Here is a 16163-nt window from a genome sequence, read left to right on the forward strand (position 1 = left end):
TATGAGAGGTTTGAGATTTGAGTTGTGAGTTGTGAGGTATGAGGTATGAGGTGGGGGGTGTGGGGTTTTGATTCGGCTATTTATTGCTTTTCTCCCAGGTAAAAATTACTGCATCTCCGGGGTCTACTTCTGTCCGGGCGGCATATGCATCCGCACGAACCAGCGTACCGTCTTTCAGCACCCGCTTTACATTCGCCCCGGCCGCGAAAGTCAGTGGCATCGGATTTTGAAAATCCCGGTTGACAACCACCAGGAACTGCCGGTCTCCTTTCTCAAGAACGGAAACAACGGCGCCGCCATCACCCGTCTCCAATACCCGTACCGGCGCGGGAAGCCCGTCGAGGCGCCGGGTACCGGCCGGTATTTGTTTGCCGGTGTGGTGCACCGAAATCAGCCTGGACCCGATGAATACGGCCGAGACATTTTGCAGCTCCCGGTTCACCGATTTTATCCGATCATACACTTCGGTCCGCTTCCCGTCCAGCCCGATCGGCCCCTGGTGGAAATCCCAACTGGAGTTGACACCCGGCGTCCAGTAAGTAAAATACTGTAGGGTCTGCGCACCATATGCGAGGTTGCTATAGAGCTGTACTTTAATTTCGCCTACAGTAGGAACAGGATAGGGCGCATGCGCTACCGCCAGGGCGAAAGCCCAGAAAGGAAGACCGCTTTTCTGTGAGGCCGATGCTACTATTTCGAGATTTTTGTACCACCCCGGCCGAAGCGATCTGCCTAAGTTTCCTTCAATAACCGGATAATGGTCAAATGAAATAAAAGGGACAGGTACCGCCTTCAGGAAAACGTCAAGGTGCTCCGCATAGACGTCTTTTCCCAGTGGTATTTCCGTTCCTTTGGCAAACAACTGTTCGGCACTTGCGTAATTAGGAAACAGGTTGATATAACAGTAATGCGCTTTATCAACGGATTGTATCCGCTTCACCCACGCCGCCAGCTCCGGGAAGTCGGTAGCATTGGGTTCGTCTCTCAGGTGGTAACCCGCCAGCGCGGGGTGCTTCATCAGCCGCGTTACTGTTTTTTCAGGGTCTGACTTGAGCTCAGGACAATACGGAAGCAGCTTTACTCCCGTTTGCTGCGCTATCTCCAACGCTTTTTCAACTGCTCCAATATCCGAATACGAGGAGAAATTGATATTGATCCCCGCTTCTTTGAGCTCCCTGAAACGTTCAACTGTCGTTTCCGCTTCCGGCACTCCTACCCAGGCCAGGATCGGAATATCGCCTTCCGGCCGTAATTTTTCCTGTGAAAAGCCCGCAAAAACGGGTAAGATCAAAAACAGGGCAAGGGTGCAGGTCTTCACGCTATCTGAGTTTTTTTATAAATGCGGATCAATCCAATTTTCCATTCACAAAGAGGTTCATAGCTTCCGGAGCGCCATACATGGTGGCGGAGTAAACTTTCCCCAGCCCGGGCCGGGAGGTAAGCGGGTGGTCCAGCAGGTTTTTGAAACGGAAATCCCAGGCCTTTTTCAACACCCGGAGCTGCTCTTTGTCCCCGTTGATGCTGACGCTATTGACAAGCGCCATAATCGTAACGCCCGGTTGATCCACTAACCCCGAAGCCGGGCACGACGTATAGCGCCATCCGCTCAGGTGGTCATGCCACGTGGAGTTATTCAGGTTGTCAACCGCTCGTTTGAGGCTGTTCGGGATCCGTTTGTCTTGCGTTAACCGGAAATACCTGCCCAAGCCGTTCAGTCGAATGGAGGTTAGAAACCCCGCTTCCCCTACATGGGGCGTCACCCCTTTTTTACGGTCCTCCAGCGAAACACAATTACAGTGTCCCCACGGAAGCTTATACATCCAGCCGCCGGACGGTAAATTTTGCTCAACCAGCGCTTCATCCGCAATAAAACGCATCGCTTTGAGTACCCGGGGAGAGAGGTTCACCCTATAAATACCGGCAAAGGCCAGCATAGTCCAGCCGTTTACTCTTCCGGAATGGTCCGTCCCCTTGAAATTTCTGTAAAGCCCGTCTTCGGTAAGACGTACCAGGTTGTTGCTGATCCGCTCCAGTGTCTCTTTGACCCAGGGATCTCCGGTAAGCAGGTAATAGTAGGCCATACCCTCCGTCCAGATATGCCCCAGGTTATAGGGATCAAGACAGAGATAGGGATTGGGGTTGCCGGCCCCTATGTTCCTGCTGACATAGAGCTCGCGTATCTTCTCTACCGGTTGAAACCCGCCTACATGGCCGATGCTGTGCTCGTGCACCATTCCCGTATGCGACGTATATTCGGGCCTTTCCCAGCGGGAAAAGTACTTTTTCAGATCGTCATTCAAAGCATGCACCACGTCTACCTCGCTGGTGTGACGGGCTGCCTGTTCACCCACGTAAAAATACTCCGGGTCACCCGTACGGGCAAACTGGGTCAAAATGGTCAGCGGCGTGTCATATTCGTTGTTCCCCCAATTGACGCCCCGCTCCCCGAACCAGTCCCCCCAGTTCATGGCGCCGTAGTCGCGCTGTTCCCTGATGGAGTTGCAATAACCCTGAAAAAGTCCCTCCGCCCATTTGTCGTAATCGCTCATCCCCTTTGTACCGGCGGCCGCAATTACCCCCCATTCACCTGTTGCAATTGCCTGCTCCGGATTGGCCGCCGGAATCAGTTGCCGGTTTGCAGATTTGACGAGCCTCTCTCCGTCGCCCGTCAAATCACACCATATCTGCCATCTGCGGGTTTGTCCTTCTCTTACCCGGTAATGATCGTCCTCAAAAAGATACTCGTGCTTGTACCACGGTCCCATATGGGCAAAGGTTCCCGCCCGGAAAGCCGGGAATAGCCCCACTGAAGCCGTATTTCCACTTATCTGAAGGCTCTTGGGCCACTGCTGCCAGAAATCCCTCAACGCAATGGCCATGGTTCCTTTCCCATCTTTTACCTCCATCCAACCGGGAGCTTTACTCCCTTTACCGGACGTACCCTCCATTCGAAAATTCTCGTCGTCTACCTGGAACAATCTCACCGGATTGCTTCCCGACCGGATCACCGGAGTAGCGGACAAACCGCCCAGACGTGCCGACTGATAACCGGCTGCCGAGTGAAGCTCGAGACTCAGATCTTTGAAACGGGTAATCATACCGGTGTCGGCATGAGCCAGAAGCTGGGGTTCAAGATAGAACTGCTGAAGTCCGTGAAATACCGACGCCCGCAACCGGAAATCGGCAACCCGTGTCCCGTTGGGCGTGAAAAAAGACCCCTTAATGAGCAGGGTTGTGCGAAGCGCCCCACTGGTCTCCACCAGGCCCGAATCCGCAACGGCCTCGCATCTCACTCCCTTGCTGTCCACCATTGAAAATTTCAGGTCAAACCGGTCCGATACCCGTAGCAAGGCGCCGGGAGCTGTTTTTAGCGTTACCGGGCCTGAACTAACCGTCAGGCCTTTTTTCGTCGTCAGTTTTTCTGGTTTAGGCTCTACCGGCTGTATTCTTTTTCCCGGTTTCCAGCCCAGACGAAATGCTTCGGTACTTCCCGGCTGCGGATCCGCCTGGAAATCGATCAGCACCCACCTGGCGCTCCCATCCCCCCAGGTGGCCAATACTTTCGACTGCGAAGGCACTACTTTCCCGCCCGGGGTTGTCACTATAAATTCACTACCGGGCTGTGCAGCCCCTTCCGGAATCGGAATACCCCCTGTCAGCGGCCGCAGGAACCTTACGCCTGCGGTTTCCTTTACGTTAATATCTACATAGTGCGGTGACTGCGCAAGCGCAATACAGGAAAGAAAACAAACCAAAAAACCGCACAAACTTCCCATTAATCTCATAACCCTCATGATTTGGCAGTACAAAAAAAACCGGCAGGCCGGCTGAATCTTCAGCCAGCCTCCGTTAAAAAAAGAAGCGGGGCGCTACTTCTACTCACCATTTCCGCTCCGGATGTTCCCGCAGGATGCGCATCCGCGCCACTGCTTCATGCGACATTTCTCCGGTCAGAACCGGCTATTTCGTAGCAAGCGAAGTTATTTCGGCGGCTTCCAATGCCCTGCGGTAAAGCCTTACGTCCCGTAGTTTCCCCTTAAAATAATCATTGGCTCCAAAGCCTATTTTGAGCGGAACCCCGACGTTAAGATCAAACTGCATTGCGCCGGGAATTTCTTTTTCAGCTTCCAGATTACCGTTCAGATACAGCTTAAGAGAGCTACCGGTCTTGACAGCCGCAACATGCTGCCAGCCAGGTTCAAGGCTTCCGGGCAACAAAACCGCTTTTCCTGATTCGTAAGAAAAAATCTTTCCGGACGGCAATGTGCTGCAGAACACCTTACCGTTGTGTTCCGACATTGTCCAGGCACGGCGGTATTTGACGTCGGGTGTACGGTCTAGCTGATCCATGCGCGTCCATAGGGTATCGCCTTCATAGGCATAGACTTCGGCCAACGGAAGTGTGCCACCCAGCATCCGGCCATTATAGGTCATCATCGCCATCACTTCCAGCTCGTTACCCAGGCGGCCGACATCCGTCCATTTGTTGATGCCGTCAAACCGGAACACCCGGCCACTCGGCCATGTAGCCGAATACAGGTTGCCTTCATAGATGTTGAAAGCGTAGTTCTGGGTATTGTCACCTACTAACCCGCAGTCCTCCCAGCTATTTCCGTCGTAACGGTATACGTTACCATGATCCCAGCTGGTAGCGTACAGGTACCCGTTGTATACCGCCATATTGACCACCCTTTTGTTCTCCGGGTTGGTTAGCTTTGTCCATTTATTGTCGCCGTCATACCGGAAAAAGCCGCTCGGCGCATACATTGAACTGGCGTAGAGTTTGCCGTTGTACACCACCAGGCCACCAACGCAGGCCACTCCCGGGAGCTGCCCGATCTCAGTCCATTGGCCCGGAGCCTCATAGCGGAACACCCGGCCGCCTGCCGTTGTGTTCTCCGATTCGGCAAGGGAGGAGCCCGCTACCCGGTAGTGTCCCGTAGCCGCATATAGCTCCCCGTCCATTACGGCAAGTGCCGTTACACTGTTGGAAGAATCGGGTGCACCACAGTCGGTCCAGTTGTCTTTCCCGGCGTATTTAAAAACTTTCCCGGTTTCTTTGGCCCCGGGCTGGCACACACCCGCATAGAGCTCACCTTTATGCTCCGCCATTGCAAAAGCCATTAGGGCTGTACCGGGCCGTCCTTCATCGGTCCAGGCGCCTTCCTTTCCGTCGTCTATCCCGAAAGTCAGCTGCCTGTAACTGGATTGGCTGGTGGGAGAAGCGTTGCTTTTCAGGCTCAGGTGAAACCCTTTTCTCTTTGACAAGTCGTATTGGCTGATAATATCGCCCGGGAAATCGTCCATCACCGGTTCGGTATGGATCCAGGACGCTATGCTGAAATCGCCATTGCCCGGAAGCGCCTCTTGCCCGTCGGACACCTCCAGCCAGGCACTCCGGCCGTCAAATATCGCAGCTTTATCCCCGCCTCCAAAGGTCACAGAGCCATGCACCTGCGTCGGCAGCTCATTGCCCGACACGTCTTCCGCATTTTCCGTGAGGGGCCAATGCCCTGACGGAGCATCTCCCTTGCTGTCTTTTTTAACAGAACAGGAAGAAAAGGCCAGGAGAGCCGTCAACAATACAGCCTGGTGAAGAGAGTTTAGCATTAAATTCATTGAATTAAATAAGGTTAAGTGTTTATCTTTTTTTGCAAAAAGTATGAATACGGGTTCTCTCCCGACCAGGTCGTTCACGCTTACCGGGCAAGGAGCAACAGGCTTTTAGTCAGACCAGACCTTGTTGGGCCGCGCCCATTTGAGCCTGACGACGTACAGGCGATTGTCCGCGCCAAAGTTCGCCGCTGTTTTCGACATCCCTTCCGAAGTGGTCACCCAGGTCTCGTTTTCACTGACATTGACTACGCCGAAATTACCCAGTTGGGCGCCTTTGTTGGGAACTAATATTTTTTCGGTGCTCCGGATCACCACGAGGCGTTCCGGGTCTACCTGGGCAATAAACAGCGGCGCCCGGTGCCTGGGCACATTTTCGCCAAGCTCCGACCTACGGGTGTAGACCAGGAAAAGCCCATCGCTGTGTGTTACCCAGTGCTGCTGCGTATTGTAGGAACCCAGGTCTTCACCGTCGTCGAATCTCCATCTCACAGGCTCCTCAAAATGAAGCCCGTCGCGGCTGACGGCCACATAGGCTGAATCATTGTTGCGGATCGTCATGAAAAAACGCTTTCCGAAACGGGTAAGCGACGGCTCAAAATACCCCCTGCCCGTCGGGTAGGTCAGGGTATTGCCCCGTCCCACATATTTTAGCTCATTACCGTCAAACCTGCATTTCAATACGGTAACGCTGTACAGGGGGCTCGATTTCCTCTTGAAATAGGTGGGCAGCAGAATATCGCCGTTCGGCAGATCATAGCGCTGCGTACTTCCGGCCCCCTCGCTATAGAAATTTGAATCCGCAGGCATTGCCAGGGTTTTCCAGTCGCTCCATTGGTCCATGACCGGGTCGTAGACGGACCAGATGGTAGACCTGGTCGCATTTACCGCCAGGTGATTGTCCTTGTAGCGCACCGTGTGCCCGGTTCCCAGGAGCTTTCCCGATCGTTCATGCCATTTTGGTGTAAAATCCGAAACACCGACTTCCATTCCCGCCTCAGGCTCTTTCCTTCGCCCTAGTGTCTGCGTATTTTCAACCGGCGCCGTCCAGGTTTTCCCCGAATCGGCCGTGCGGATGTGAGAAAGCGGGTAAAAAACATCGCTGCGTTCGACAAGCCATTTCTGCATGGTGAGTACCATCCGGGGCGTTTTGCCCCTGACAAGGCCCGCACGCGGATGAAACCAGCACATCGACCCGTCATAACCCGAGCTCACCACATCGGCTGCTATCTCGTATGCCAAAGGTACCGGCCGGGGACCGCTGTTCCTTTTTGGTGATTCCGCCCTTTTCTGCTGGGCAAAAAGCGGGGCGGCCAGGAGTTGAACTGCTATCAGGAAAACCCCGAAAACAAACTTTTTTCTCATCTTTTATTTTCCGAAAGCCTTTTTGATCGTTTCTGCATTTTTCTGAATTTTCGCAACCGCCGAAACGATGTAGTCCATGTCGGCGCGGGAGCCAAGCAGTATATTCTGTGTGAACCATACGGCCTCCTCATTGCACAAAATATCGTTCTGGGGGCAATGATTCCGTTCCAGGTATGCTTTAAAATCCAGCTGCTGAGGCGAATACATCTTCCGGAAATTTTTCGACTGGAAGGCATTCGCCAGGAATGGCTGGTTGTTCAGCGTCACATAGCCGTTTGAGCACGGGACACCTTCCGCCGCCAGCGCGCTTAAGAATGCTGCCCGCGACAATCCTTTAAAAGCTTCCTTTTGATAACGGAAGGGGAAGAGATGGAAGGAAACCCTGGTGACTTTCTGATGGACCTTGTAAGGGATAATTCCCGGGATAGTCTCCAGCCCGGCTTTAAGATAGGCCGCATTTTCGGAACGGAGGTCCGTTTGCGCTTCCAACCGCTTCAATTGAGCCAACCCGATGGCCGCCTGGTACTCGGTGAGGCGTAATTTGGTGCCGAACATGGAAAGCCCTGAACCGTGCTTAGCCACCATACTCCCCTGCGCAATGCCGAAATTATGATACGAATAGCACCGGTCTATCAATTCCTCGTCATCGCTTACAATGGCTCCGCCCTCGCCCATAGGGATGTTCTTGGAATTCTGGAAGCTAAAGCACCCCGCATCTCCGAAGGTCCCCACTTTTTTATGATTAAACTCCGAAAGCCAGGCCTGGCAGGCATCTTCCACCACGACCAGGTTGTGCTTGCGCGCTATTTTCATGATCCCTTCAATATCGCAGGGAATACCGGCAATATGCACAGGAAGTATTGCGCGGGTACGGGGTGTAATTTTCTCCTCTATCTTGCTCACGTCCATCTGGAAGGTCTCCCGGTCGGTATCCACAAAAACCGGCATCGCCCCGGTTTGCAGGATGGCCTGCGGGGTGGCAATAAAGGTATAAGGCGGCATTATTACCTCATCGCCGCCGCCTACGTCCAGGTTGGTAAGTGCACAGATCATAGCGTTGGTGCCGTTGACGGTGGTCACGCAACGTTTGGCGCCAATGGTTTTTGCCCAGGTTTCTTCAAATTCGGTCACCACTTTGGCACGCGACCAAACACCGCTTCTCAATACATCGAGTACTGGCGGCTCATCCGCCTCTGCCTTCCACATGGGCCATTTGGGCCATCGGGGCGCTTGCGGGGCACCCGTCGAGGCAGTTGTCGCCGGAACCTGCGGGGCATGAAGGCTATTGAACCGCCGGGCCTCCGAAAAAAAAGCCGATGCAGTGTGCATACCCAGCACCGTACCGGCGCCGGTCAAAAGGTTTTGCCGGATGAATTTACGCCGGCTGTCAGGGTTGGATTTTTTCATAGGTATAAGGTTTGAGTAGTGAGTGGTGAGTAGTACGCAACCGGGCGTTGGGAGTGCCGGGTGGTGTGCGACGGTTGTTTGCCGGAGAGAGGACATTTTCTTTTCCCACTTCAGCAAAGCAGCAGGAAAGGCAGCCGTTGGCTTTCTCTATTTTAAGTACGCGTCCGCACGGCCCGGCAAACCTGCTCGTCATGATCGGTCAAACATAAATATCCATAAACTTCCGGGAAATACTCCTACCCTTGCCTTTTCCTGCTATATAGCTTCGGGTTTCGGTCCGGTCTTCACTCAGTATATTTTTAAGTAATGTGTTGGCAACCGCTTCATATCGGAACCGGTGAACCCGATATCCATTCAATACACTGCTTCGGCCAGGCTGATTGTAATAAGTGCGTATAAACTTGCGGGAAGTATTCAATGACGAACAATCCACTGGCGCGATATCCCTTATGTAGTTGTTGTAACATCATGCGTTTCTGCTGCAATGTCTTGGGTATCGGCCATGTCGATAGGTTTATCCCAAAACATGACCGGGCAAAACGATATCCGCTTCTACGATCTTATTACAGAGTGGCTCAATTGTGCCGGAATGGCAGGATCAGAATTTATAAATAATGACTCAGTTTGACCGAAATATTAAAAATTAAACACCAAAAGTGATTCAATTTGCTAAGGAATACTGACTCAGTTTAGTCCGGTATATGCATCCCAAGGGGTGTTTCAGGTTATTGTTGTTTTATATATTGTGAGATGTTTGGATGATATCTGATTAATTTTTACGTTTATTGCGCAAACGAAACCCTATCATACATGCTTCAAATAAAGACTTTTCCTAATCTAAGTGATTGCCGGGTATAAACCCATTTTAGAATTCCTGTTCTACAGGTGAGATAAATTTGATAGAATTTGTTCTATTGGTCATTAATTAGTAGATTATTTAGAGCGGTGTGCTAGAAAATTTTCAATTTTTGATAAACTTCCTTTTGAATATTAAGTGATTTATTCTGGCAGATCCCGAAAAGCCATAACAGAGTAAGGACAACTATCAATATTTAATTAAATCAGATGATAAAATCTTTTCAAAAAAAGTTCGCTGTAGCTATCTTAATCCTTTCGCTGGGGGCTATGTTTAATCATTCAATCGGACAGGCAATCACATCATACGGAACTGGCGCTGGAACAACTGGTACTAATGGGTCATATTTTGGAGAAAATGCCGGACGTATAACAACTGGCGAATCAAATACCTTTTTCGGCGAAAATACGGGTTATTCCAACACAACCGGGAGATGGAATGTATACCTTGGAGCAAGGGCCGGATATCTCAGCACTGGTGAGCGAAACGTATTTGTCGGAGCACAAGCCGGTTATAACAATACATCCGGAGGATGGAATACTTTTGTCGGTCATATTGCCGGAACCTGGAATACTACAGGAATGTATAATGTTTTTTTAGGAGGATTCTCAGGATACCAGAACGCTTCAGGCATAGCCAACATTGTTATCGGCTATCAGGCTGGCTTTAACAATGTAAATGGCTCAAAAAATATATTTATAGGTACAGCAGCTGGATATAATGAACTCGGAAGTAATCGATTATATATTTCGAATAACTCAACTAGCACACCGTTAATTTATGGTGAGTTTGATTCAAATAAATTGGTATTCAATGGACAGGTTGGTGTTGCCACTTCCAACTTTCCATCTACTCTTGGCAGCACAAATCTGAATAGCTATAAGTTGTTTGTGAAAGGAGGCATTCTTGCAGAGGAGATTAGAGTCAGAACAGGATGGGCCGACTATGTATTTGAGGAGGGGTATGTATTGAAGCCGCTTAGTGAGGTGGAATTATATATAAAAGAAAACGGGCACCTTCCGAATGTACCCTCGGCCAGGGTTGTAGAAGAAGAAGGACTGGAGCTCGGCAACATAGTAAAGATCCAACAAGAAAAGATTGAAGAACTAACACTTTATATAATTGACCAGGAAAAGCGCTTCAAAAAGGAGATAGAGGACTTGAAGGCATTGGTGGTGGGTTCCGTAGAAAGAGACAGATAACGATAAAAGGAACCGATAATTGTATAAAAATGAAATCGATCGTTTTATCCGTATTCTTATTTCTTCCTTTGCTTCGCCTAAATGCTCAAAACAAGGAGGAGATTGAAGTTATCAAGTCAAAAACAAACGTGAGAGAACTCTTGCGGTTGAGTAAAGAATCCGAAGCGAGAGAAAAAGAAAACTACGCTAAGGCACTAAAATATGCAGCCCGTAATAATTGGAAACTCAAAGAGACTACTACTGAAGGAGGCATCCGGGAACTCAGAGGGATAACTGAAGATTTACAACCTATATATTACGAAACGCTGAATTTAGGGGCAGGAATCACCACGAGAACAAATTATTTATACTCAGGAGGAGGTTTGGGGCTGAATCTACACGGCGAAAGCATGACTGTCGGCGTTTGGGATGCGGGTGCTGTCGCCACCGGTCATGAGCTGTTAGAGAATCGGGCTATACAAAAAGACTCCCCTTATAGTATAGATCCTCATTCAACCCACGTTACCGGTACGCTAATCGGATCGGATCAGTTTGACAGCGGAAATTCCAGGGGGATGGCCTTTAAAGGAAACGCACATTGCTATGATTGGGGCAATCCAATATCGGAATTAAGTACTGAAGCTATGAATGGACTTCTGATATCCAACCATTCCTGGGCAGCCACTGCAGGATCCGGAGAGTATGACAGTCAAGCTGTCTCCTATGACAATATTCAATTTTTAGCTCCCTATCACCTTGCAGTCTTCGCGTGTGGAAATTCTGGCGGGCCCATTGATAAACTGTATAATGCAACTAAAAACGGTTTGGCTGTGGCAGGTACCTTCAAGTTACCGGAATACCTGGGACCTTCGTCGGTCAAAATTATGACCCTAAATGGCATTCAATTTAGTAGTGCAGGACCGTCGGATGATGGTCGCATTAAGCCAGATATTGCTGGTGTGGGGAGGGAGGTTCGTTCTTCGTATAACACCTCAGGAACTTATAAATACCGAAATTTATATGGCACTTCAATGGCATCTCCAAACGTAGCTGGGTCACTTCTCTTACTACAACAGCATTATACCAATTTATACCCGTCAACCTTTATGAAAGCTGCGACTTTAAAGGGATTGGCTATTCATACCGCGAATGAAGCAGGTCCTCACCCCGGACCTGATATTAATTTCGGCTGGGGATTATTAAATGCCAGGGAGGCAGCAGAGACTATCTCCGAAATGGGTAATACATCTATCATAGAGGAAGATACTCTATTTAATACGCAGATATTTAGTAAAAGTGTACATAGCGGAGCCGGACCGCTGGTCGCAACAATTTGCTGGACAGATCAGCCTGGCCCCGTGACTCCCAATAATGTGAGCACCCCCACGCTTGTAAGGGATTTGGATATTCGTATTACCTCTGACGGTGTGACTTATTTTCCCTGGAAATTGGACAGTAGTAATTTCTTTGGACCGGCTATCTTGGGGGATAATATCCGTGACAATGTCGAAAAAATAGAGATACCTAACCCCGTCCAAGGTCAATCATATGAAATCACCGTAACCCATAAAGGAACGCTGCCTGCAGGAGGCCAGGATTTTTCTCTAATTGTTACAGGAGTTGAATCTACACCCATTTGTGCGCTGAATGACACTATTACAGCCCCCACGGTCGTATTGGCCGATAATAATAAGCAAGCTGTACATAACATTGTGGCGCTAAACGAGGTGGTGTCCGGATCAGAAGCTGTCTACCATGCAGGGGACGAGGTAAAAATGATCGACGGGTTCTCGGCTTTAAGTGGTTCGACATTCAGAGCTTTTATCGAGGGGTGTTCCTATCACTACCCCGCAAGAATTGCTTACAATCAGCGGCCGGTCGTTACCTATGAAACAACAACCGGGCCGGCCGAATTGCCGCTCAAAGAAGCCATAGTCTTTCCTAATCCAACTGACAGGGCTGTGACAGTGGAGACTCGCACGATAAAAGACGGCATGCTAAGGGTTAAAAGTATTACAGGGGAAGAGGTATATCGGCGCGCGATAAAAGGCCAGAAACAGGTAACAGTGGAACTTGGAGAAGTGGGTTCAGGAATCTATATTATTCATTTGGAGGATATAGACGGATCTTCATTTTCCAAAACTATTGTAAAGCAGTAAATTTAAGAGATGAGCGAACGGCTGGTCTCTCTCTTCTATATACACGATCTGATGTTTTTGATTAAGCCATCTACCCCCGCATGATCAATTTTTGATTATGTGGGGTAGATGGTTGGTATTAATATTTGATACCCGTTATTGTATACGCGGCTTCCACAATAGTTAGCGAAAACCATAGTAGAAGGCGTGTATTGCATAAGATATTTTAGTGCAAAGCTACCCGGTTGCTCCGGCGAAACCGATGCAACATTACACATTAGGGTCGGCAACAAAATACGCCGATAAGAAACCCCGGGAGAGTTTCTTATCGGCGTAACCTTAGGTTGATTGACGCCATGGCGACATCAGTCCTTCGGATTGGGGGTATACCTCAGGTAAGACTTCACCGTCCTTACTCCTTTGGGAAATTGTCCGATTGCATCCTCTGTAGAGATCGCATTTGAAATAATGACATCATCGCCCGGATTCCAATCCGCCGGAGTAGCAACCTTGTAGTTATCTACCAGCTGAATCGAATCAATGACCCGGAGGATTTCGTCGAAATTACGTCCCGTAGACGCCGGATAGGTCAGTGTAAGCCTGATTTTCTTATCGGGATCGATCACAAAAACGGATCTTACCGTCATGGTACCGGAAGCCTTCGGATGAATCATACCGTAAAGGTTGGAGACCTCCCGGCCCTTGTCGGCGATCAAGGGGAAGCCGATGCGGGTCTGATGGATCTCATTGATGTCTTTGGACCAGCCATGGTGGTCCTCCACCCCGTCCACACTCACGACCAGCACTTTCACATTGCGTTTGTCGAATTCGTTCTGAAGCTGCGACGTACGCCCGATTTCAGTGGTACACACCGGTGTAAAATCAGCGGGATGCGACAGCAGCAGCCCCCAGCTATTGCCCAGGTATTGATGAAAACCAACTGTACCCAAGGTTGTTTCAGCCTGAAAATCAGGCGCGGTATCTCCCAATTGTAAGCTCATAATACTACTTTATTTTTGTGATTGTTAACCGTCACAAGTTAGCCAACCTCCGGCAACGACTATGGCACCAATTACCCTTCTCGTTGTATTAATCACCGATCAGCCTTCACCCTGTAATAGGTGCCCTCGTTTTCAAAGCAGGCAGCTAACACCTCAAAACTGACAGCTCAAGGCTAACACCTAACGACTCACACCTCACACCTATCCAAAAAAAAGCCAGGCAAATCAGTTCCGATGTGCCTGGCAATTACAGTGTGGTATAGGATTTCTTAACGAAACGGGAGGCTATTTCCCTTCTTTCTTTCTCTTCTGTGCATCTACAATTGCGCCGGTTCCGGCGCCTACGCCGGCGCCGATCAGACTACCCACAATTGCGCCCTCAGCGCGGTTCTTGTTGATAATCGCTCCGGTAACCGCACCGGTCCCGGCACCCACTACGGCGCCTTTTGCGGTATGGTTCCATTTCCTGCGCGCCGGTTGGGAAGGAGTGTTGACAACCGCTACATCTTGTCGGTTTTCTTCCCCGTTATGCCGGTCCGGCTCCTCAATATTCCGCTGCGCCTCTCTTTCTGCCATTACGGTCCGCATAGAGTCTATTACGGCCATTTTAGCCATCTCAATCTTCATTGAGTCAATTGTAGCCTGTTTTGCGCTCAATAATTCAGCCTCTTTACCCGTGTTGCTGTGACAGGCAGCCATTACGCCGCCGGCAATACACAAAGAAACTACGATCTTCATAAGACAAATATTTGGTAAATACTGTTAGCTACTCCGCCAAAATCGTGCCAGCAAAATTCCGGTAAGACCGTTCGGTAACCGTCTTTGTACTTTCCTATGATTGTATTTTCGACCCGCCTGTGAGAGATTGACAACAATAGGTTTGGCGCCGCACCAACCGGAGGGTCATCCCGACCGCAGTGGAGGGATCTCCCGCTCCCTGCACCTAGTCCCTTTCAGAGGGCTTTTTAGTACCAACAGGAGATCCTTCAGTTCCACTGCGTTCCATTCAGGATGACCATCCGGCAGATGCGCTACCATTGACAACAACAGGTTTGAGGCCGCACCAACCGGAGGGTCATCCCGACCGCAGTGGAGGGATCTCCTGCTCCCCGCATCCAATCCCTTTCAGAGGACTTTTTATAGCAACAGGAGATCCTTCAGTTCCACTGCGTTCCATTCAGGATGACCATCCGGCAGATGCGCTACCATTGACGACAACAGGTTTGGAGCCGCTCCGACCGGACGGTCATCCCGACCGCAGTGGAGGGATCTCCCGCTCCCCGTACCCAATCCCTTTCAGAGTACTTTTTATAGCAACAGGAGATCCTTCGACTCCACTGCGTTCCATTCAGGATGACCATCCGGCAGAGGCGCTACCATAGACAACACGATGGATGGCGCCGCTCCCACCGGAGGGTCATCCCGACCAGTGGAGGGATCTCCCGGTCCCAGTACCCAATCCCTTTCAGAGGGCTTTTTTATAACAGGAGATCCTTCAGTTCCACCGCGTTCCATTCAGGATGACCATCCGGAAGATGCGCTACCATTGACAACAACAGGTTTGGAGCCGCTCCAACCGGAGGGTCATCCCGACCGCAGCGGAGGGATCTCCCGCTCCCTGCACCTAATCCCTTTCAGAGGACCTTTTTTCTTGCAACAGGAGATCCTTCAGTTCCACTGCGTTCCATTCAGGATGACCGTCCGGCAGATGCGCTACCATTGACAACAACAGGTTTGGAGCCGCACCAACCGGAGGGTCATCCCGACCGCAGTGGAGGGATCTCCCGCTCCCCGGACCCAATCCCGTTTTCAATACACTTTAACTACAGGAGATCCTTCGACTCCACTGCGTTGCGCTCTGGATGACCATCCCGCCGACACCCTCCGGTCGGAGTGCCCCCAGGCTGTTATCAATGGTAATACCCACCCCCCGCAGAACCATTAAAATTTTCGGAAATCCTTTTTTAGTTAGGATAACTAACTATATTTACAACATCATAGTATTCACTCACAATTAAACCATCAGTAAAATGGCAAAATCAGTTTTCTACCATGCGGGATGCCCCGTTTGCCTCAGTGCAGAACACGACATCGTTAACCTGGTCGGCGCAGACCAGGTAGAAGTAGTCCACATTGGCCAGGACCGAAACAGGATTGAAGAAGCCGAAAAGGCCGGAGTAAAGTCTGTCCCCGCCCTGGTGACACACAATGGGAATGTGCTGCACATCAATTTCGGCGCATCCCTTGCCGACGTCAGAGGTTAAAAAAATTTGCCCTACATAATTAGGATAACTAACATTGTGGGGCATTTTATTCTTATAACAAAAACAATAGTAAGATGCAGGTAGCAGTTTGGGACACCTATGTAGCCAGGAAGGACGGAACCGTCATGCACTTTGATATCATTGCGCCCAGGGAAGTGAAAGACCCCGGAGTAATTTACGCCTACGGAGACGAATACCTGAAAACGAAAGGGCAATCAAAACAGCCGTTAACTTCGCGGGAATGCCGGTTCTGCCATATCGAAACAGTAACCCCGCAATGGCAAAACGAGATCAGCCAAAAAGGTTATGCTATCTATGAAATGGAAAATTGCAGCTAA

The 16163-nt window shown here is 50.1% G+C and carries 13 protein-coding genes; 4 read left to right on the forward strand and 9 right to left on the reverse strand.

The features are described from left to right. Positions 1–76: 76 nt before the first annotated feature. The 5 genes from ABD852_RS10295 to ABD852_RS10315 all read right to left on the reverse strand — a co-directional run bounded on the left by ABD852_RS10295 (position 77) and on the right by ABD852_RS10315 (position 8385). Positions 77–1318 (reverse strand): beta-galactosidase, encoded by a 1242-nt coding sequence (locus tag ABD852_RS10295; RefSeq protein WP_345028412.1) that lies wholly within the window; start codon positions 1316–1318, stop codon positions 77–79. A gap of 28 nt (positions 1319–1346) precedes the next feature. Further along, on the reverse strand, positions 1347–3785 hold the full coding sequence (locus ABD852_RS10300) for an RIFT barrel domain-containing protein (protein WP_345028414.1): 2439 nt from the start codon (positions 3783–3785) through the stop codon (positions 1347–1349). Positions 3786–3960: 175 nt separating this feature from the next. Beyond that, positions 3961–5619: a LamG-like jellyroll fold domain-containing protein gene (locus ABD852_RS10305; protein WP_345028415.1), complete on the reverse strand. Its 1659-nt coding sequence runs from the start codon at positions 5617–5619 to the stop codon at positions 3961–3963. 105 nt (positions 5620–5724) lie between these two features. Further along, positions 5725–6978 (reverse strand): sialidase family protein, encoded by a 1254-nt coding sequence (locus tag ABD852_RS10310; protein WP_345028417.1) that lies wholly within the window; start codon positions 6976–6978, stop codon positions 5725–5727. 3 nt (positions 6979–6981) lie between these two features. Beyond that, positions 6982–8385, reverse strand: coding sequence for a DegT/DnrJ/EryC1/StrS family aminotransferase (locus ABD852_RS10315; protein ID WP_345028418.1), 1404 nt, complete (start codon positions 8383–8385; stop codon positions 6982–6984). A gap of 1065 nt (positions 8386–9450) precedes the next feature. Here ABD852_RS10315 and ABD852_RS10320 point away from each other — a divergent pair. Beyond that, the gene (locus ABD852_RS10320; RefSeq protein WP_345028419.1) at positions 9451–10443 is read left to right on the forward strand and encodes a hypothetical protein; all 993 of its coding nucleotides are present in this window, start codon (positions 9451–9453) and stop codon (positions 10441–10443) included. Between the two features lie 29 nt (positions 10444–10472). After that, positions 10473–12581, forward strand: coding sequence for a S8 family serine peptidase (locus tag ABD852_RS10325; protein WP_345028420.1), 2109 nt, complete (start codon positions 10473–10475; stop codon positions 12579–12581). 344 nt (positions 12582–12925) lie between these two features. Here the strand turns inward: ABD852_RS10325 and ABD852_RS10330 are convergent, their stop codons facing one another. From ABD852_RS10330 to ABD852_RS10345, 4 genes are all read right to left on the reverse strand, one after another. After that, positions 12926–13561 carry a peroxiredoxin gene (locus ABD852_RS10330; RefSeq protein WP_345028421.1) on the reverse strand — a complete coding sequence of 212 codons (636 nt, stop codon included), beginning with the start codon at positions 13559–13561 and terminating at the stop codon, positions 12926–12928. Positions 13562–13846: 285 nt separating this feature from the next. Then, positions 13847–14299: a YMGG-like glycine zipper-containing protein gene (locus ABD852_RS10335; RefSeq protein WP_345028423.1), complete on the reverse strand. Its 453-nt coding sequence runs from the start codon at positions 14297–14299 to the stop codon at positions 13847–13849. A gap of 165 nt (positions 14300–14464) precedes the next feature. After that, complete coding sequence (locus ABD852_RS10340; RefSeq protein ID WP_345028424.1) at positions 14465–14599, reverse strand: hypothetical protein; 135 nt, start codon at positions 14597–14599, stop codon at positions 14465–14467. Between the two features lie 270 nt (positions 14600–14869). Continuing rightward, positions 14870–15076, reverse strand: coding sequence for a hypothetical protein (locus ABD852_RS10345; RefSeq protein WP_345028425.1), 207 nt, complete (start codon positions 15074–15076; stop codon positions 14870–14872). Between the two features lie 515 nt (positions 15077–15591). On the opposite strand from ABD852_RS10345, the gene ABD852_RS10350 reads away from it, so the two are divergent. Continuing rightward, a complete protein-coding gene (locus tag ABD852_RS10350; protein WP_345028426.1) occupies positions 15592–15825 on the forward strand; it encodes a thioredoxin family protein in 234 nt (77 codons plus the stop codon). A 74-nt stretch (positions 15826–15899) separates the two neighbouring features. Then, complete coding sequence (locus ABD852_RS10355; RefSeq protein WP_345028427.1) at positions 15900–16163, forward strand: DUF2024 family protein; 264 nt, start codon at positions 15900–15902, stop codon at positions 16161–16163.

It is taken from the genome of Ravibacter arvi, from assembly GCF_039540405.1.
Taxonomy (GTDB): domain Bacteria; phylum Bacteroidota; class Bacteroidia; order Cytophagales; family Spirosomataceae; genus Ravibacter; species Ravibacter arvi.